This window comes from Rhodococcus sp. 21391 (assembly GCF_016772255.1).
GTDB lineage: Bacteria > Actinomycetota > Actinomycetes > Mycobacteriales > Mycobacteriaceae > Rhodococcus_F > Rhodococcus_F opacus.
This window is the reverse complement of sequence record NZ_CP063781.1, coordinates 6,288,727-6,306,297: the sequence shown is the minus strand read 5'-3', so window position 1 is coordinate 6,306,297 and position 17,571 is coordinate 6,288,727. Positions and strand designations below refer to the sequence as shown.

Here is a 17,571-nt window from a genome sequence, read left to right as displayed (position 1 = left end):
GTATCGATCGGGTGAACGTCGAAGACACGGACGCGGAGGGTGCCACGGACTCCGAGCCTACGAGTTAGGCTGCGCCCGTGCGCCTTTTCGGTTGTTCCCACGACCAGAAAGGCGCACGTGCGCCGAAGGCGCTGTCGGTCGTCGTCCCGGCCTACAATTCCGCCGCCGTCATCGAGCAGACCGTCCACCGGGTCGCCGAACGACTGGCGGGCCACGACGTCGAGATCATTGTCGTGGAGAACGGATCCACCGACGACACCGTGGACATCTGCACCCGCCTCGCCGCGGACTGGACGCCCGGACGTGTGTCGCTCACCGTCCTGCGGAGCGAGAAGGGCATGGGCAACGCGTTGCGGACCGGAGCGGAGGCGAGTCGCGGCGCGCACGTGCTGCTGACCGCCGACGACCTGCCGTTCGGGTTCGACGACCTCGACGGCGCCGAGAAACTCGCCGCCGGCCACGACGGCCGGCTGCCCGAAGTCGTGATCGGTTCCAAGGCCCACCCCGACTCGCAGGTGCGGCGCGGCGCCCTCCGGGGCACCCTGACGTGGGGTTTCGCGGCGCTGCGTCGGGTGGTCCTCGGGATGCGCACCGGCGACCCTCAGGGCACCGTCCTGATGGACGGCGACCTGATGCGGGGACTGGTTCCCGACCTCGTCGAACCCGGATTCCTGTTCACTACCGAACTCGTCTACCTCGCGGAGCGGGCGGGCATCGTGCCGGTCGAGGTCCCGGTGCGTCTGAGCGACGACCACGACAGCCACGAAACCCGCATATCCAGGGCAGATGTGCTCGCGATGGGGGTGGGGCTGTTCCGGCTGCGGGCCCGTCACCGGGACGGAGGTCGCCTCGCATGGTCGGGGAGCGGGTCGCGAGGTTGATACCCTGCGAACCGAGAAGAGGATCGTGCCGTCGCCGTGGCGCGGTCCAGCCCACCTCTCGCGGGGAACAGTAGGAGCACTATGAACGAGTCTGCGTCGGTAGCACCTGTGGACGGGAGCACGGCCGCGGTACGGAGTGCTCTCACCGAGCATCGCGCACCCGACCGCCTCGTGGTGGCGCGAGGTCTCTTCACGGGACCGACCACCCGGGTCAAGGACGACCTGTACGCCAGGATCGTCAAGGGCCGTGCCCACCGCGAGCGCCACGTCGTGCACCTCGAGAAGGGTGCGACGGTCGACACCGACACCTACTTCGGCCGGTTCGCGGCCAGCTACTACCAGCGCTGGACCACGGTCACCGACGTGACCGTCGGGTTCCACCACGAGGCCGGCGGACGCGCCGTGGTGGCGCTGCGCGGCTCCGATTCGGGCGGAAACTCGCGCATCCTCGCGACGACGGAGATCGACGGCTCGGGCACGGCGACGCTGTCGGCGAAGCTGGACGCCTACCTCGACGGCGGCTCCCTGTGGGTGGAGTTCACCGCCGTCGACGGCCCCCTCGCGGTGAGCGAACTGGAGTGGACCGTCGCCGCGCCGTCGGTGATCCGGCCCGCCGCGATCGCGATCTGCACGTTCAACCGCGCCGACGACTGCGCCGAGACCGTCGCCGCCATCGCGAACGACTCGACGATGGCGTCCGGCATCGACGCCGTGTACGTGGTCGACCAGGGCAGCGACCACGTGTCGGACCGGGAGAAGTTCACCGAGGTCGCCGAGATCCTGGGCGACAAGCTCGTCTACCTGCGGCAGCCGAACCTCGGCGGGGCCGGCGGATTCACCCGCGGCATGTACGAGGTCTCGGGCATCAACGAGCATGCCAACCTGATCCTGATGGACGACGACATCCTGTGCGAGCCGGAGTCGATCCTGCGGATGAACGCATTCGCCAACGTCACCACCGAGCCGACGCTCGTCGGCGCGCAGATGCTGTACCTGATGAACCCGGAACACCTGCACGTCAGCGCAGAGGAAGCGGACCTGTCGAAGCTGAAGGCGGGCCGCTGGGCGGCCGGGTCGCGGCACGACATCAACCTGATCAAGAAGAAGCAGCACAAGCGCGTCGACGCCGGCTACAACGCGTGGTGGTCGTGTCTGATCCCCGCCGAGGTGGTCGCGCAGATCGGGCTCCCGCTGCCGATGTTCTTCCAGTGGGACGACATCGAGTACGGCATCCGCGCCCGCGCCGCCGGATTCGTCACGGTCACCCTGCCCAATGCCGGTGTGTGGCACGCGGACTTCCACTGGAAGGACCGCGACGACTGGGCCAAGTACTTCAGCATCCGCAACTCGCTGATCGCCGCCGCGCTGCACAGTGACTTCGACGCCAAGTCGCTGAGCAAGATGATGACGCGGGAGATCACCCAGTACCTCGTGTCGATGCAGTACGGGTTGGCGTACACCATGATTCGCGGGATCGAGGACTTCCTCGAGGGCCCGAAGGTGCTCGAGGACGGCGGTCAGGCCGTGCTGGCGTCGATCCGCGAGGAGCGCAAGCGGTTCCCCGAAACCGTCAAGCATCCCGCGTCGAACATTCCCGGGGTCCGCAACTCCGATCTCGTCACCCGGTACGCCGGTTTCGAGCCCGACAAGAGCAAGCTCGACCTCGTCCTCGCCAAGCGGGCCGCGAACCAGTGGCTCGGCCGCACCCAGCACGGTGTCGCGAGTATCCCTGTGGCGGAGGCGCACTGGTGGCACGTGTCGCTGTTCGACACCGCCGTCATCACCGACGCCTCCCAGTCCGGGGTGCGGGTGCGCCGCCGCGACAAGGAGACGGCCCGGGAGCTCACGGCCCGGACCGCGAAGCTGATGAAACGGTTCCGCGAGGATGCGGCGTCCACGCAGCGCCAGTACCGGGACGCGTTGCCGCAGCTCACCAGCCGGGAGAACTGGGCTCGCCTCTACGGTCAGTGACGTCGGCCGGACCGTTGCGGGCCCGCGATGTTCGCGGGCTGCTCCGGGATTCGTTCCTCGTCTTCGCTGTCGGTGTGGTGCTCGGCGCGGCGTGGAGTTGGCGTCCGTCGTTCTGGTACGACGAGGTCGCGACGCTGTACTCGAGTCAGCGGTCCCGGCCCGACCTGTCGAATCTGCTCGGCCACATCGATGCCGTGCACGGGCTGTACTACGTCGGGATGCACTACTGGTTCGCGGCGTTCGGTGCCTCCGAGTTCTCGGCGCGGTTCCCGAGCGCCCTGGCAACTGGCGCGGCGGGCGCAGGCGTGGTGGTGCTCGGTGCGCTGATCTCGACCAGGCGGGTGGCGGTGCTGTCCGGGATCCTGTTCGTGATCCTGCCCAGTGTCACGTGGGCGGCCGCGGAGGCGCGCGGGTACGCGGCCACGGCGGCGGCCGCGGTCTGGCTGACCCTGATTCTCCTTGCGGCACTGAGGTTCCGGCGCTGGTGGCTGTGGGCGCTGTACGCCGCCGGCCTGGCGGTGTCGATCGTGTTGTTCGTCTACCTGATCACCCTCGTTCCCGCGCACCTGCTGACGATCCTGCTGCTGCGCGAGGCCCGGCGGTCCTGGCTCGGTTGGACGTCGGGCACGGCCGCGGGGGCGGTGGTCGCGGCGCCGTTCGTGGCACTGGTGCGCCGGGAATCGGTCCAGGTGGCGTGGATCCCGCCGCTCGACGGGCACCTGCCCCGGGCCGTCGCCGAGTACCAGTGGTTCGTCGGCGCACCGTGGTTCGCGGTGCTGTTCGCCGTGCTGGTGGTGGCCGGGTCGGTGGCGCTGATGCGCGGTCACCGGCTGCCCCCGGTACTGTCCGTCGCGTTGCCGTGGATCGCGATGCCGATGGCGGCGCTGCTCGCGTATTCGCTCCTGCGCAGCCCGGTGTATCTCCCGCGGTACTTCACATTCACGACGCCCGCGGTGGCCCTCGTCGGCGGACTCTGCCTGGCCGCCCTCACCCGGAAGTGGTGGCAGTCCGCCGCGGTGATCGCGGTGTTCGCGGTGGCCGCATCGCCGAGCTACCTCGAACAGCGCGAGCAGTGGGCGAAACCCAGCGGCATGGACTTCAGCACCGTCAACGGTTTCGCCGGGGAACACCTCCGCCCCGGCGACTGCGTGCTGTTCGACAAGCCGGCCTGGAACCCCACGTCGCTGCGGCTCGTGAAGAATGTGCGGCCGGAGGCCTTCGACGGCACTCGCGACATCGGGCTCGGGACCACGGCCGCGAGCCGGGGGTCGCTGTGGGACGACGAACTCGCGGTCCCTGACCTTGTAAGCGCGCTCGACTCGTGCTCCGTGGTCTGGTTCTTCACCGACTACGAACGCGACACCGAGCGCATCATCCGGCACACGTCCAACGAGGTGTGGACGCTGCCGCCGTACCACTTCGAGGACACCGAGGCGTTCGCCGCTCTCGCGCGGTCCGGACTGCGGATCGACGAACGCGCGACGTTCAACGTCACGCAGGCGGTGAAGCTGGTGCGGTGATCCGCACGACCACCTGCTCGTGGTTCGCGGTGTAGCTCAGGTACTCGAAGCGGACGCCGGTGCGGTCGACGAACTCCGTCCAGGCCCGGTACTCGTGCTCCTGCCAGCCCGGGAAGTTGAAGAACTCGTCGAACACGATCACCGTGCCCGCGACCAGCCGCCGTTCGAGCCGGTCGAGCACCGACTTCGTGGACGAGTACAGGTCGGCGTCGAGATGCACGAACGACACCGGTCCCGGGTGTTCCTCTAGGAAGCCCGCCAGCGTGTCCTCGAACAGTCCGGGCACCAGCTGCGCGCCCCGCACGTGCGGCAGTTTCTGCTGCGCGAACTCCCCGGCCGGGAATCCGGTGCGCCAGGTCTGCGGCAGACCGGAGAACACGTCGAACCCGAACACCTCGTGCTCGGCGTCCTTCAACTGTTCGACGATGATCCGGAGCGTGGTGCCCGACGCCACCCCGAACTCGAGGGCCAGCCCCTCGACCTCCACCTGCGACAGTCCGTAGCGCAGTGTGTCCTGCGGATTCCAGAACACGGGCGCCTTCGGCATGTGCTCGAGCACGAACGCCGCGGCCTCGTTCGTGGCCCGCACGTCCAGCGCCTGCGTGATGTCGCGGCGGGCCTGCTGCTCGAGTTCGCCGAGCCGCTGCTGGACGTCGGAGATCTCCATGCGGGCATCGGACAGCTCGGACAGCACCCGCGCGAGTTCCTGGTTGGTCGCGCTCAGCTCGGCCAGGGTCTGGTCGTGCTGGTTCTCGGTGAGTTCGCGGGACCGCCGATCCGATTCGGCCACCACCTCGGACATGGCACGTTGAAGCTTGAGACGGGCCTTTCTCCGAAGATCGAACATATACCCATGTTGCCAGTCCGCATCCCGGCTCACCGCTCGAACCGGGATGCGGGTCGGGCGCCCGTGTCAGTGACCGCGACTGCGGTACATCTGACGTTGCCAGCGGGCGATGCTCTTCCACTCGCGTTCACGGTCGGCCCGGAGCCTCGCATCGGTGCGTGACGCGATCCAGCCGTTCTCCCGAATCAGCTTGCGGTAGCTGGCAAGCCTGCGCTCGGGCAGTGCGCCGCGCTCCACCGCGTCGAGTACCGCGCAGCCGGGTTCCGTCCCGTGCGAGCAGTCCGCGAACCGGCACTGCGCCGCGAACTCCTCTATCTCGGGAAACGTCTTGTCGATACCGTCGGCAGCGTCCCACATGCCGACACCCCGCAGTCCCGGCGTGTCGATCAGGGCGCCCCCGGAGGGCAGCGGCAGGAGTTCACGGTGCGCCGTCGTATGACGTCCCTTGTGGTCGCCCTCGCGGACACGTCCGGTCGCGAGCACGTCTTCGCCGAGCAACGCGTTCGCGAGCGTCGACTTGCCCGCGCCGGACGGTCCGATGAGCGCGACCGTCCCGTCGATCACGGCGGTGAGGACGTCGATGCCGTCGCCCGTGTCGGCGCTCACCGCGAGCACCGTCGCACCTGGCGCCACCGCTGCCACCTCTGCGGTCGCGAGGGAAACATCCTGCACGGTATCGGATTTCGTGAGCGCGACCACCGGCTGGGCGCCGCTCTCCCACACCAGGGCCAGCAGGCGTTCGATGCGTCCGAGATCGAGGGCGGTGTCGAGTCCGGCGGCGATCACCACCGTGTCGACGTTGGCCGCGAGGAGCTGGCCCTCCGACCGGCCGGACGCGGACGCCCGGACGATCGCGCTGCGCCGCGGGAGCAGGTCGGCGACGGCGATCTCGTCGCCGTGACGGTGGAGCGTCACCCAGTCGCCGGTGCAGAGAGTGTGCTCGCCGGCGAGCGCGCGGACGAGGCCCGCGGGAGTGGCGACGTCGCAGCGACCGCGGTCCACGCGGATCACCCGCCCGGGCTCGCGACCGTCGGCCGGGTAGTTGTCGAAGGTGTCGGAAAGTGTGTCGTTCCAGCCGTAGGGCAGGAGTTGTCCAGGGTCGAACATGGTGGGTGTGATCCTCGGGTCGATGAGTGCCGACCGGACCACTGCACGGGTTCGGTCAGGCGAGAGGGAAGGGGGAGTGGACGCACACGGCGTCGACCGACGAGACAGTCATCGGACACTCACTCCTTCGCAACACGTCGAGATTCTCACACCGGAACCCCACGATGCTCCCACCCGGCTGAACCCGGACGCAACCGAATTACGGGCGCTCGAACCGCTCCTGGCGGCCCAGCTTCCGCAACCGCATCCACTCACGCAGACCCTGCGGATCACGCCTCGTGACGAGGAAGTACCACCCGAACCGCACCCATTCCTGCGGCAGCAGCTTCCGCATGCCCGGCTGGGACAGCAGGTAGCCGCGGTTGCGGTACGTGAAGAACCGTTTCGTCTCGTTGTCCGGGTACTGCGTGTGCATCCGGCCCCCGAGGATCGGCTTGAACTCCTCCGCGCCGTTCGGGTGCACGTACGCCGTCTGCAGGCACGTGCCGAACGGCAGCCCCGATCGCACCAGCCGGCGATGCACCTCCACCTCGTCGCCGCGGACGAACAGACGCAGGTCGGGAACGCCGACCGTGTCGATCGCCGACGCGCGGAACAGGGCGCCGTTGAACAGCGACGCGATGCCCGGCAGCAGGTCGGCAGAGTCGTCACCGTCCGCGAACAGTTCGGAACGCAGCCGTCGCCACTCCACACCGCGGCGCAGCGGGAACGCGAGACGGTCGGGGTCGTCGATGTCGCAGACCACCGGGGAGACCTCGGCCAGCCCGTGCCGCTGCGCGCAGTCGAGCAGCGTCTCCAGGACCTTCGGTCCCTCGGGCCGTCCGTCGTCGTCGGCGAGCCACACCCAGTCGGCGCCGAGCGAGAGGGCGTACAGGATCCCCAGCGCGAAGCCGCCCGCACCGCCCAGATTGTGCTGCGAACCGAGGTAGCTGACGGGAATCCCGGACGATTCGACGAGCTCACGCACGTCGTCCTCGGCGGCGTTGTCCACGACCACCAGGTGGTCCAGCGGACGCGTCTGCGAGCCGAGGACCTTCAGCGATTCCGCCAGCAGTTCGCGGCGCTTGTGGGTGACGACGACACCGACGATCCGCTCGGCAGCAGCGCTCACGCGGACTCCGCCTCGGCTTCCGCGGCCGTACGAACGGGACGCTCGTTCGATCTGTCGCTACGGGCGTCCCGTTCGCCCGAAGCGGTGAGCCCGGACTTCTCCCGGTCCAACTCGTAGATGACGTGGCGGACGTGGTCGGCGGCGTCGTCACCCTCGTACGCGCGGACGACGTCCTCGATGCCGCCCTGCTGCCGGATCTGGCCGTGGTCGATCCACATGGCCGTGTCGCACAGCTGGGCGAGGAACTCGTTGGAGTGGCTGGCGAACACCAGGATGCCGGACCGCTCCACCAGCGCCTGCAGACGCACGCGCGCCTTCTTCATGAACTCCGCGTCGACGGCACCGATGCCCTCGTCGAGCAGCAGGATCTCCGGGTCGATGCTGGTGACCACACCCATCGCGACGCGCACGCGCATACCGGTGGAGTACGTGCGCAGCGGCATCGACAGGTACTCGCCCAGCTCGGTGAACTCGGCGATCTCATCCATCTTCGCGAGCATCTGCTTGCGGGTCTGCCCGAGGAACAGCCCGCGGATGATGATGTTCTCGTATCCGGAGATCTCGGGGTCCATGCCCACACCGAGGTCGAAGACCGGGGCCACGCGGCCGCGGATGCTCGCGCTGCCGCGGGTGGGTTCGTAGATGCCGGACAGCAACCGCAACAGCGTCGACTTGCCGGCGCCGTTATGGCCGACCAGGCCGATCCGGTCGCCTTCCTTCAGCGACAGGTTGATGTCGCGCAGGGCCTCGACCACCACGACGTCCGAGTTGTTGCGCCCGATCGACCCTCCGGCCTTGCCGAGGAACGCCTTCTTCAGCGACCGGGACTTGGCGTCGAAGATCGGGAAGTCGACGCAGGCGTCCCGCGTCTCGATACTCACATGCTCTGTCATTACTTCTGACCCCTAAACCCAGTAGGGCACACGGGCCCGGTACCTGCGAAGCGCGAGGATGGCGGCGGCCCACCCGACGACAGTGATGGTCAGCACGATGTACCAGTGGTACGCCTGCTGATCCTGACCGATCATGGGCGCGCGCACGATGTCGAGGTAGTGGAACAGCGGGTTCAACTCGGCGAGCTTGACGCGCTCGGCGGCCTGCCCGCCCTGCGCCTCGAGACTCTGCGTCGTCCACATGATCGGAGTCAGCACGAACAGCAGCAGCGTCATGCTGCCGAGGATTGGCGCGATGTCCCGGTACCGGGTGGAGAAGATGCCGAACATGATCGACACCCACGCCGCATTGACGACGATCAGCGCGATCGCCGGGATCGCGGCCAGCGACATCCAGGTCAGGTGGCGCCACACCCCGAACGCGAACAGCATGACCACGTAGATCACGAGGTTGTGGGCGAACAGCAGCAGTTGCCGCCACACCAGCCGGTAGACGTGGACGCTCAGCGCCGACGGCAACTGTTTGATCAGCCCCTCGTTGGCGATGAACACCTCGGATCCCTCGAGGATGCTCGCGCTGATCAGGTTCCAGACGATCAGACCGACGGTGACATACGGCAGGAACTCGTCCAGCGGGATGTCGAGCAGGGCGGAGTACAGGATGCCCATCGCCGCGGCCTGCACACCGGTCGCGATCGTGATCCAGAACGGGCCGATCACCGACCGGCGGTAACGCTGCTTGATGTCCTGCCAGCCGAGGCTCAGCCACAGCTCGCGCTGAGCGAAGCCGTCCCTGAGGTCCTTGAACGCGCGACGGAAGGTCTGCGAGTCGGACGTCGGGAGCGGGCCGCCTGTGGCCTCGGTTTCGATAGCGGATGCTGACACGGGCACCGAGCCTACCGGGAGTCGAGTTCCATGCTGTTTCGCCCGTTGCTACAGGTACTGGCCGGTACCGCTCGACTGCGACCCCGGATCGTGATTGTGCGCCCCGTGCGGGTTGCCCATGCTGATGCCCGGAGGCAGTGCTCCCTGACGCATCTGTTCGAGCTGGGAGCGGGCCGCCATCTGCTGGGCGAACAGGGCCGTCTGGATGCCGTGGAACAGTCCTTCGAGCCACCCCACCAGCTGTGCCTGGGCGATGCGGAGTTCGGCGTCGGTGGGGACGGTGTCGTCGGTGAAGGGCAGGGTGAGGCGTTCGAGCTCGTCGCGCAGCTCGGGGGCGAGGCCCTGCTCGAGCTCGTGGATCGACGACTTGTGGATCTCCTTCAACCGGTTGCGGCTGGCGTCGTCGAGCGGTGCGGCGCGCACTTCCTCGAGGAGCTGTTTGATCATCGTGCCGATGCGCATGACCTTGGCCGGCTGCTCCACCATGTCGGCCACCGACTCCGTGCCGTTCCCGTTCGCGTCCGCGGCGGCGTCGGAGCCCTCGGGCTTGCTCGCGGCCTCGGCGACGGGGATGGCCATGGGCTGACCGTCGGGGCCGATCACGACGACGTGTTCATTCTCCGAGTTCGTCATGCCTCTATCTTGGCTGTTCCCGCTCGGCAGTGCGAAGGTGCGTCCAATTTGGGCCCATTCCACCTTTGTTGCACTCCACAACAATCGATGGCTGGCTTCGACCGTATTGACTTGGGGTCTTAGAGTGTCGGGCATGGCTTACGACGTTGCCCGCGTTCGGGGACTCATCCCCTCACTCGGCGACGGTTGGATCCATCTCGATCCGCAGGCCGGCATGCAGATTCCGGACGCGGTGTCGCGCACTGTCTCCACGGCCTTCCGGGCGTCTGCCTCTTCGTCGACCGGGCGACATGTGTCCAGCCGGCGCAGTGCGGCGGTACTCGATGCGGCCCGAGCAGCCGTCGCCGACCTGGTCGGAGGCGATCCCGCCGGGGTCGTGCTCGGACCCGACCGATCCGTTCTCCTCGCCTGGCTGGCGGAGTCGCTGAGCACGCGACTCGGCCTCGGAACCGGGCTGGTGCTCTCCCGCCTCGACGAGGAAGCGAACGTCGCCCCCTGGCTCAGAGTCGCCAGCCGCTACGGCGCCCAGGTGCGGTGGGCGGAGGTCGAGATCGAGACGTGCGAACTCCCCAGCTGGCAGTTCCAGGACCTCATCACCACCACGACGCGTCTCGTCGCACTCACCGCCGCATCCCCGATCGTCGGCTCGGCGCCCGACGTCCGTGTCGCCTCGGACCGCGTCCACGAAGTCGGGGGACTGATGGTCGTCGACGCGATCGGGGCCGCCCCTTACGCGCACGTCGACATCAACGAACTCGGAGCGGACGTCGTCGCCGTCGGCGCCACCTCCTGGGGCGGGCCGCAGGTCGGGGCACTCGTCTTCCGCGACCCCACCCTCCTCGACCGCATCCCCGCCGTGTCGCTCAACCCGTATGCGCGGGGTGTAGAACGTCTCGAGGTCGGGGTGCACCAGTTCGCGCTCCTCGCCGGCCTCACCACGTCTATCGACTTCCTCGCGAACCTCGACGAATCGGCCACCGGGTCCCGGCGCGAGAAGCTCGAGGCGTCCATCAGCTCGCTGCAGAACTACCAGGACACCCTGTTCGACCACCTCATGTCGTCGCTGAAGCGGCTACCGCAGGTGATGGTCATCGGGCGCTCGCCCAGCCGGGTTCCGACGCTCAGCTTCACCGTCGCCGGAGTCTCGGCCGACAAGGTGGCGTCGCATCTCGCCGACAAGCGCATCGCCACCGTCAGCGGCGTCCACGGCGGTTCCCGGTTGCTCGACGCGCTCGGCGTCAACGACGAGGGCGGCGCCGTCACCATCGGTCTCGCGCCGTACACCACCCGCTACGAGATCGACCAGCTCGTGAACGAGCTCGCCACCCTGGGCTGAGCTCGCCGCCCGCTGCTGCGCCCGATGTGACATTCGTTCCGATCGAGTGGACGAATGTCACATCGGGCGACGCACTTCGCCGTCAGTTCCGAGGGATCGTCAGGATCACCTTGCCGACGGTGTCCGCCGAGTCCAGCAGTTCGTGCCCGCGCGGCGCCTCGGTGATGGGTAGTTCGGCCGAGACGATGGGATGCACCGCGCCCTCCGCGATCAGCGGCCACAGCCGCTTGCGGACGTCGGCGACGATGTCGGCCTTGCCCTCGTGTCCCGTCTCGGCCCGCCCCCGCAGTCCGGCCGCCGTCACGTGGCCGCGCTTGGACAGCAACTTGCCGAGGTCCAGTTCTCCCTTGCGGCCACCCTGCATGCCGATGACGACGAGCCGGCCGTCGGCGGCGAGCACGTCGACGTTGCGGTCGAGGTACGAGCCGCCCATGTTGTCGAGGATCACATCGGCGCCGTGTCCGTCGGTCGCCTTGCGGATCTCGTCGACGAAATCGGCCTCGCGGTAGTTGACGAGGATGTCGGCGCCGAGTTCGCGGCAGCGCGCCAGCTTCTCCTCGGAGCCGGCGGTGACGGCCACGCGGGCACCCAGCGCGACGCCCACCTGGATGGCGTGCGTGCCGATGCCGCCGCCACCGCCGTGCACCAGCAGCACGTCGCCGCGGGACAGCCCGGCGCCCATCACGACGTTCGACCACACCGTGCACGCGACCTCCGGCAGTGACGCGGCGACGAGCAGGTCCACCCCTTCGGGCAACGGGAGAAGCTGCGACGCGGGGACGGCCACCTTCTCCGCGTATCCGCCGCCGGCCAGCAGTGCGCACACCTGGTCGCCGACGGACCACCCCGACACTCCCTCGCCGAGTTCGGCGATCGTGCCGGAACATTCGAGCCCGAGGACGTCGCTGGCTCCGGGCGGCGGGGGATAGAACCCCTGACGCTGCAACAGGTCGGCGCGGTTGACGGCCGTCGCGGCTACGTCGAGGAGGACGTGACCGGGTGGAAGTTCCGGGTCGGGCTGCTCCGTCCACTTCATGACTTCGGGGCCGCCCGGTTGGTCGATCGTGATCGCATACATGGGGACGACGCTAGCGAAATGCGTCGGCGCCCGGTGGATGTGACCGATCACAGCGGTCCCTCGGCGTTCCGGGGACCGCACGCTACTGGAAAGTAATGTCGCACTACTAGACTGTGAACCTGTGACAGCAGAAACCTCCGACGCCGAAGCCGCGACCAATTGGTTGACCCCGGCCGAGATGCGCGCCTGGCGCGGTTACATGGACGGCAACCAGCGGCTGATGGACGTCCTCAACCGGGATCTGCAGGAGAAACACGATCTGTCCCTCGCGGATTACCGCATTCTGGTGCTGCTGTCCGAGTCGCCGGACGGTTCGCTGCGCATGAGCGAGCTCGCGGACGGCGTCCTCTCCTCCCGCAGCCGCCTCACCCACCAGATCCGGCGGATGGAAGCGCAGGGCATGGTCACCCGCGACACCTGCCTCGAGGACGGCCGCGGGGTGCTCGCCGTCATCACCGACGAAGGTCGCGCCCGGCTGGCCGAAGCGGCCCCCACCCATGTGGCGGGGGTGCGGAGCAATCTCGTCGATCTGCTCACCAAGTCTCAGCTGAAGGTTCTCGCCGAGGTGTTCGAACGCGTCGACAAGGCCATCGGCGACCGCTGACCGGTTGCCCGCCTGCGCCTCCGTACCGATAAGATCGCCCACGGAAGCGTGGCAGAGCGGCCGAATGCACTCGCCTTGAAAGCGAGCGTCGTGAAAGCGACCGGGGGTTCAAATCCCTCCGCTTCCGCCAACGACCGGCGGCCCTGATCTGGTTTCCCTCCAGGTCAGGGCTGCTGTCGTATCGCTACTTCTTCCGGGGTTTCGGCTGCTTCGGCGGCAGTGCGCCGATCTCGGCGAGCGCCCGTTCCACCCACGGTGTGGCGCGGTCCGGGGTGCCGCGCCACCGGTCGGGCAGGGCCAGGTACTCGCGCATCGGCTTTTCGCCCGGACCGAACGAGCCGGCGCCGTCAGACGACGCCAGCTCGTCCCTTGCCTGCTCGGTGAGCAGCCGAACCCCGACTTTCGGTCCGAGGAGTCCGGCGAACATGTTGCCGTTGACGAAGGCACCCAGGTTGCCGAACATCGGCTTCACCTCGACGCCGGGGGCGTCGGGGATCAGCGACCGGAAGAACTGTTTGTCCTCCTCGGAGGGTGTGGGCATCTTCACGGTCTACTGTTCCTGACGTTCCTCGGGCGTCATGATGCTGAAGATCGCGCCCTGCGGGTCGGTGACGGCGGCCATGCGGCCGACGGTGGGGATGTCCATCGCTTCTTCGACGATCGTGCCGCCGAGTTCGACGGCCTTCGCGGCGCTGGCGTCGACGTCCTCGACGGCGAAGTACACCCGCCAGTGGTTCGGTGTGTCGGGTTTCATCGGCTCACCGCAGCCGCCGACCTGGTCGTCGCCCACCTCCAACAGTGTGTAGGTGTATTCCGGTCCCATCGACATCTTCGACGAGGTGATCCCGAAGACGCTGTTGTAGAACGCGAGCGCCTTGTCGACGTCGCCGGTGTTCAGTTCGTTCCACAGGCAGGCGCCCGGGTCGCCGACGAGGGTGGCGCCGATGTGCTTGTTCGCCTGCCACAATCCGACGGCCGCCCCGGTGGGGTCGGTGACGAAGGACATGCGGCCCGCTTCCCCCACGTCGAACGCCGGCATCAGAACCTGGCCGCCTGCGCCGGGGACTTTCGCGAGCGTCGCGTCGACGTCGTCGACTGCGATGTAGGTGTTCCAATTCGCCGGCGCCCCGGCCGCGACCGCGTCGGGTTGTAGTGGCGCAATGGCGGCGACGTTCTCGCCGCGCACGGTGGCCATCGAGTAGACGGGGCCTTCGGGCATCGGACGGTCGTCGTACTCCCAGCCGAGCAGTTCCGCATAGAACTCCTTGGCGGCGTCCTGATCGCTGGTTTGGAGGTCTACCCAGTCCGGTGTTCCCTGGGCGTATTCCGACTTGATGGGCATGACTGGACCTTTCCGTGTGAGGTGTCAGACGGCCGGGACGGGGCGGCGACCGGTGTAGGCGATGAGCCGGGTGATCGCGTCGCTGGTGTGTGGGGCGGGTACGGGGTCGTCGAACCCGACGGCCTTCCTGCCTTCGGGTGTGATGATCTTGTGTGTCAGCGACAGCACGTATTCGGCGAGAGGCTCGGATACGGCAACCTCACCTCCGGTCGCTGCCGCGAAATCCCAGGCGTGAACGAGGAATTCGATCGAGAGGATCCCCGCGGCGACGGTGGCGGGAGGGTTGTTCGTCCCGATCGTCACCGTGCCGTCCAGGCCGCGACTGCGCCACGCCTCCAGTGCGGGTTGGGCGAGGTCGGCAATTCTGGCCTCGACGGGTTTGCCCGGGTCGTCGTCGAACGTCGCGCCCGCGGCGCCACCGAGGGCCGTGATCGAACCGACGAGATGATCGGCGAGCTGCGAGACGGTGAACTCGGTGCACGCCGTCTGCTTGGACATGTCCTCGTCCGTGACGTCGCGAAGGACGCGCTGCACGACCGCCAATGTTGCCTCGGCACTGGACAGTTCGTCGAGTGGATCCGGTACGGCCGCCCAGTCGTCGGGTCCGGCGTCACTTTTCTGGGCGGCGGCGACGAGACGGTCGAGGTAGTGGTTCCAGCCCTCCGCGTGGCGGACGGCCTGTTCGTCGGTGAGCCCGTCGTGCACGAGTCGCACCTCGGTCCCGCCGGCGGTGGGGGTCAGAGTCACGGTCACGGTGGACGAGCCCGGGGGGAGTTCGTCGTCACCTTCCCATCCCCACGTGTACACCACCCGCTTGCCGGGGACGATCTCGCTGAACGTGCCCGCGGCGGAATGTCCGGGGACGACGGTCCACCGGTACTCGCCGCCGGCTTGCAGGTCGACGCGTGCCGCGACGGTCTGCCATCGCCGCAATCGTTCCGGTCGGGTGACGAGGTCGAACGTGGCGTCCGGGTCCAGCGGGACGACGACGGTCTTGTCGAATGGCATCAGCTGTCTCCTTTGGAAGCTGCTTCCTCGGTGGCGTCCGCGACGAGGCGGTCGAGTTCGTCGATCCAGAAGGAGTCGAACAACGTCCGGAGTTGAACGAGTCCCTGCGGGTCGAGCCGGTAGTACCTGAAGCGTCCATCCTTACGCGCAGTGACCAGCCCGGCCTCGGCGAGCACCCGGAGATGTTGCGAGATCGCCGACCGGCTCGCGGGGAAGTGTGCGGCGAGGTTGTTGACGGTCTGTTCACCTGATGTCAGCAGTTGCATGAGGCGTCTCCGGGTGGGCTCAGCTGCGACTTCCAACTGATCGAGCACGATCAATACGTTAGTCGTGACTAACGCGTTGTGCAATGGGTCTCGCCGCAGCGATCGTGAGGTGGGAGAATTCAGAGCGACGAGGGAGTGAGAAATGACAACGTCAAGCCCCTGGCCCACGATTCACGACGAACGCCGCGCACTGGTGGACGACCTCGAACCGCTGACCGATACCCAGTGGTCGACGCCGTCGCTCTGCGAACGGTGGACCGTGCGGGACGTGTTCGCGCACATGACGGCGACGGAGAAGATGACGCCGCCGAAGTTCGTCGGAAAACTCGTCGGGTCGGGATTCCGGATCAACACCATGTTCGAGAAGGACATCGCACACGAAGAGGAAGGAACACCAGCGGAGTCGCTCGACGAGTTCCGGGCGCACATGGGTGACTCCACGCATCCGCCCGGCCCGATCGACGCCATGCTGGGCGAGATGATCGTCCACGCCGAGGACATCCGCCGACCGCTCGGCATCGCACACGAGTACCCGATGGACGCGGTTATCCGAGTCGCCGACTTCTACAAGAACTCGAACCTGCTGATCGGGTCGAAGTCCCGGGTCGCGGGGCTCACGCTGCGGGCCACCGACACCGAGTGGTCCACCGGATCGGGGCCGGAGGTCTCCGGTCCGATGCTGGCGCTCGTGCTGGCGATGACAGGTCGTCGCGCCGCCCTCGACGAACTCAGCGGCGACGGTCTCGACCAGCTGAAGTCCGCCCTGCCGAAGTAACGGCCCGGCATCCACAGCCGCACCCCTTACTGCGTAGCCGCACCCGTATTCGGGCCCCAGAAGGGGTGCGGCTGCGTGAAACGGGTGCGGCTGTCGAGGCGGATGAGCCGGGACTACCAGGGGAAGTCCCTGCTCACAGGGTTGGAGGTGCCCAGCGGCCGAGCGCCTCCCCCCGACCCTCAACCCTGGTGACTACAACGTGATCACGCTGGAGCACACAGCTGTCACAAAACCTCTAAGCTCTTGTTGACCGGACGCATTTTGTACTGTGCAATCGGGGTCCACACAGTCCGGGGAAGAGGTATTTCTTTATGCGTCGCGAAGCATTGGCTGCCATCGGTCTGGCAGTGTCACTGACCCTCATGGGGCCGGCGTTCACTGCTGTGGCCGATCCGGTGCCTGCTCCGGTCGCGCCTCCGGGAAGTGGCGTCGCGAGCGTCGACAAGATCGTCCCGCTCACCGACACCCGTAGTGCCGTCTTCATCAATTCCCCCGCCATGGGCCGCGTCGTGCAGGTGCAGGTGCTGCATCCCGCTGGTGGCGGGTCGAGGCCGTCGCTGTACCTGCTCGACGGGGTCAGCGCAGGCGCCGAGTCGGATTTCCGGGAAAGCACCTGGACGCAGAAGACGGACGTGGTCCAGTTCTTCGCCGACAAGAAGGTCAACGTGGTGCTCCCGGTGGGCGGCACCGCCAGCTACTACACCGACTGGCAGCAGCCCGACCCCACGCTGGGTGTCAACAAGTGGGAGACGTTCCTGGCCGACGAACTCCCGCCGATCATCGACAAGAACTTCAGCGGCAACGGCGTCAACGCCGTCGCGGGTGTGTCGATGGGCGCGATGGGTGCCGCCAACCTCGTCACCCGGCACCCGCAGCTCTACCGCGGTCTCGCCGCCTACAGCGGATGCCTCGACAACACGCAACCCAGCTCGCGGGATTCGGTGCGGGGCACGGTGGCGTTCAAGGGCGGGAACCCGGCCAACATGTGGGGTCCCGACACCGATCCGGCCTGGACTGCGCACGACCCTTCGGTGAACGCCGAAGCCCTGCGCGGCAAGCAGATCTACATCTCGACGGGCAACGGGCTCCCCGGACCGTATGAGATCAGCGGAGACATCGCGTCCACGATCGCGGTGGGCGGTCCCCTCGAGGCCGCGGCGAACCTCTGCACGCAGACGTTCCAGCAGCGCCTGACCCACCTCGCGATTCCGGCGACGTTCATCTACCGCCACTTCGGCACGCATTCGTGGCCGTACTGGCAGGACGAACTGCGCACGTCGTGGCCCGTCCTGAAGAGCGCGCTCGGCGTCTGAC

Annotated in this window: 18 protein-coding genes and 1 tRNA gene; 8 read left to right on the top strand and 11 right to left on the bottom strand. The window is 67.7% G+C overall.

Annotated features, from left to right (window positions below; translation table 11 throughout):
• Nucleotides 1–77: 77 nt before the first annotated feature.
• The 3 genes from GO592_RS29130 (at nucleotide 78) to GO592_RS29120 (ending at nucleotide 4,372) form a co-directional block, all read left to right on the top strand.
• Complete coding sequence (locus GO592_RS29130) at nucleotides 78–881, top strand: glycosyltransferase (protein WP_005253252.1); 804 nt, start codon at nucleotides 78–80, stop codon at nucleotides 879–881.
• A gap of 81 nt (nucleotides 882–962) precedes the next feature.
• Complete coding sequence (locus tag GO592_RS29125; protein ID WP_039951740.1) at nucleotides 963–2,852, top strand: glycosyltransferase; 1,890 nt, start codon at nucleotides 963–965, stop codon at nucleotides 2,850–2,852.
• A complete protein-coding gene (locus tag GO592_RS29120; RefSeq protein ID WP_007298358.1) occupies nucleotides 2,849–4,372 on the top strand; it encodes a glycosyltransferase family 39 protein in 1,524 nt (507 codons plus the stop codon). The genes GO592_RS29125 and GO592_RS29120 overlap by 4 nt, the downstream gene beginning before the upstream one ends.
• On the opposite strand, the gene GO592_RS29115 is transcribed toward GO592_RS29120, so the two are convergent.
• From GO592_RS29115 to GO592_RS29090, 6 genes are all read right to left on the bottom strand, one after another.
• The gene (locus GO592_RS29115; RefSeq protein ID WP_007298359.1) at nucleotides 4,344–5,219 is read right to left on the bottom strand and encodes a class I SAM-dependent methyltransferase; all 876 of its coding nucleotides are present in this window, start codon (nucleotides 5,217–5,219) and stop codon (nucleotides 4,344–4,346) included. The genes GO592_RS29120 and GO592_RS29115 overlap by 29 nt on opposite strands.
• 66 nt (nucleotides 5,220–5,285) lie before the next feature.
• Nucleotides 5,286–6,368 carry a ribosome small subunit-dependent GTPase A gene (gene rsgA / locus GO592_RS29110; protein WP_007298360.1) on the bottom strand — a complete coding sequence of 361 codons (1,083 nt, stop codon included), beginning with the start codon at nucleotides 6,366–6,368 and terminating at the stop codon, nucleotides 5,286–5,288.
• A 157-nt stretch (nucleotides 6,369–6,525) separates the two neighbouring features.
• The gene (gene glfT1, locus GO592_RS29105) at nucleotides 6,526–7,437 is read right to left on the bottom strand and encodes a galactofuranosyltransferase GlfT1 (protein ID WP_007298361.1); all 912 of its coding nucleotides are present in this window, start codon (nucleotides 7,435–7,437) and stop codon (nucleotides 6,526–6,528) included.
• Nucleotides 7,434–8,330, bottom strand: coding sequence for a galactan export ABC transporter ATP-binding subunit Wzt/RfbE (gene wzt / locus GO592_RS29100; RefSeq protein ID WP_039951742.1), 897 nt, complete (start codon nucleotides 8,328–8,330; stop codon nucleotides 7,434–7,436). The genes glfT1 and wzt overlap by 4 nt, the downstream gene beginning before the upstream one ends.
• Nucleotides 8,331–8,342: 12 nt before the next feature.
• Nucleotides 8,343–9,215, bottom strand: coding sequence for a galactan export ABC transporter permease subunit Wzm/RfbD (gene wzm / locus GO592_RS29095; RefSeq protein ID WP_039951810.1), 873 nt, complete (start codon nucleotides 9,213–9,215; stop codon nucleotides 8,343–8,345).
• Nucleotides 9,216–9,263: 48 nt separating this feature from the next.
• The gene (locus GO592_RS29090) at nucleotides 9,264–9,848 is read right to left on the bottom strand and encodes a bacterial proteasome activator family protein (RefSeq protein WP_007298364.1); all 585 of its coding nucleotides are present in this window, start codon (nucleotides 9,846–9,848) and stop codon (nucleotides 9,264–9,266) included.
• A gap of 133 nt (nucleotides 9,849–9,981) precedes the next feature.
• Between GO592_RS29090 and GO592_RS29085 the strand changes: the two genes are divergently transcribed.
• Entirely contained in the window at nucleotides 9,982–11,184 is a 1,203-nt protein-coding gene (locus GO592_RS29085) for a cysteine desulfurase-like protein (RefSeq protein WP_005253261.1), read from the top strand.
• A gap of 82 nt (nucleotides 11,185–11,266) precedes the next feature.
• On the opposite strand, the gene GO592_RS29080 is transcribed toward GO592_RS29085, so the two are convergent.
• On the bottom strand, nucleotides 11,267–12,262 hold the full coding sequence (locus GO592_RS29080; RefSeq protein WP_007298365.1) for an NAD(P)H-quinone oxidoreductase: 996 nt from the start codon (nucleotides 12,260–12,262) through the stop codon (nucleotides 11,267–11,269).
• 121 nt (nucleotides 12,263–12,383) lie between these two features.
• On the opposite strand from GO592_RS29080, the gene GO592_RS29075 reads away from it, so the two are divergent.
• Complete coding sequence (locus tag GO592_RS29075; protein ID WP_007298366.1) at nucleotides 12,384–12,866, top strand: MarR family winged helix-turn-helix transcriptional regulator; 483 nt, start codon at nucleotides 12,384–12,386, stop codon at nucleotides 12,864–12,866.
• A 42-nt stretch (nucleotides 12,867–12,908) separates the two neighbouring features.
• A tRNA-Ser gene (locus GO592_RS29070) sits at nucleotides 12,909–12,996 on the top strand.
• Between the two features lie 54 nt (nucleotides 12,997–13,050).
• Here the strand turns inward: GO592_RS29070 and GO592_RS29065 are convergent.
• From GO592_RS29065 to GO592_RS29050, 4 genes are read right to left on the bottom strand one after another with little or no spacing between them, the layout of a single operon-like run.
• Nucleotides 13,051–13,413 carry a TfoX/Sxy family protein gene (locus GO592_RS29065; RefSeq protein ID WP_007298367.1) on the bottom strand — a complete coding sequence of 121 codons (363 nt, stop codon included), beginning with the start codon at nucleotides 13,411–13,413 and terminating at the stop codon, nucleotides 13,051–13,053.
• A 3-nt stretch (nucleotides 13,414–13,416) separates the two neighbouring features.
• Nucleotides 13,417–14,208 carry a VOC family protein gene (locus GO592_RS29060; protein ID WP_007298368.1) on the bottom strand — a complete coding sequence of 264 codons (792 nt, stop codon included), beginning with the start codon at nucleotides 14,206–14,208 and terminating at the stop codon, nucleotides 13,417–13,419.
• Between the two features lie 24 nt (nucleotides 14,209–14,232).
• Complete coding sequence (locus GO592_RS29055) at nucleotides 14,233–15,216, bottom strand: TIGR03086 family metal-binding protein (protein WP_007298369.1); 984 nt, start codon at nucleotides 15,214–15,216, stop codon at nucleotides 14,233–14,235.
• Nucleotides 15,216–15,482: an ArsR/SmtB family transcription factor gene (locus tag GO592_RS29050; protein ID WP_231137790.1), complete on the bottom strand. Its 267-nt coding sequence runs from the start codon at nucleotides 15,480–15,482 to the stop codon at nucleotides 15,216–15,218. Before GO592_RS29050 ends, GO592_RS29055 begins: the two co-directional genes overlap by 1 nt.
• A gap of 142 nt (nucleotides 15,483–15,624) precedes the next feature.
• Here GO592_RS29050 and GO592_RS29045 point away from each other — a divergent pair, with 142 nt between their 5' ends.
• On the top strand, nucleotides 15,625–16,257 hold the full coding sequence (locus tag GO592_RS29045; RefSeq protein WP_005569415.1) for a maleylpyruvate isomerase family mycothiol-dependent enzyme: 633 nt from the start codon (nucleotides 15,625–15,627) through the stop codon (nucleotides 16,255–16,257).
• A gap of 311 nt (nucleotides 16,258–16,568) precedes the next feature.
• The gene (locus GO592_RS29040) at nucleotides 16,569–17,570 is read left to right on the top strand and encodes an alpha/beta hydrolase (protein ID WP_005253267.1); all 1,002 of its coding nucleotides are present in this window, start codon (nucleotides 16,569–16,571) and stop codon (nucleotides 17,568–17,570) included.
• Nucleotide 17,571 lies beyond the last annotated feature (1 nt).

Coding starts and splice junctions, on each gene's coding strand:
- GO592_RS29080 (WP_007298365.1), bottom strand. CDS start 12,262: ATGTATGCGATCACGATCGACCAACCGGGCGGCCCCGAAGTCATGAAG.
- GO592_RS29085 (WP_005253261.1), top strand. CDS start 9,982: ATGGCTTACGACGTTGCCCGCGTTCGGGGACTCATCCCCTCACTCGGC.
- GO592_RS29125 (WP_039951740.1), top strand. CDS start 963: ATGAACGAGTCTGCGTCGGTAGCACCTGTGGACGGGAGCACGGCCGCG.
- GO592_RS29060 (WP_007298368.1), bottom strand. CDS start 14,208: ATGCCCATCAAGTCGGAATACGCCCAGGGAACACCGGACTGGGTAGAC.
- GO592_RS29045 (WP_005569415.1), top strand. CDS start 15,625: ATGACAACGTCAAGCCCCTGGCCCACGATTCACGACGAACGCCGCGCA.
- GO592_RS29090 (WP_007298364.1), bottom strand. CDS start 9,848: ATGACGAACTCGGAGAATGAACACGTCGTCGTGATCGGCCCCGACGGT.
- GO592_RS29040 (WP_005253267.1), top strand. CDS start 16,569: ATGCGTCGCGAAGCATTGGCTGCCATCGGTCTGGCAGTGTCACTGACC.
- GO592_RS29055 (WP_007298369.1), bottom strand. CDS start 15,216: ATGCCATTCGACAAGACCGTCGTCGTCCCGCTGGACCCGGACGCCACG.
- GO592_RS29115 (WP_007298359.1), bottom strand. CDS start 5,219: ATGTTCGATCTTCGGAGAAAGGCCCGTCTCAAGCTTCAACGTGCCATG.
- wzt (WP_039951742.1), bottom strand. CDS start 8,330: ATGACAGAGCATGTGAGTATCGAGACGCGGGACGCCTGCGTCGACTTC.
- GO592_RS29050 (WP_231137790.1), bottom strand. CDS start 15,482: ATGCAACTGCTGACATCAGGTGAACAGACCGTCAACAACCTCGCCGCA.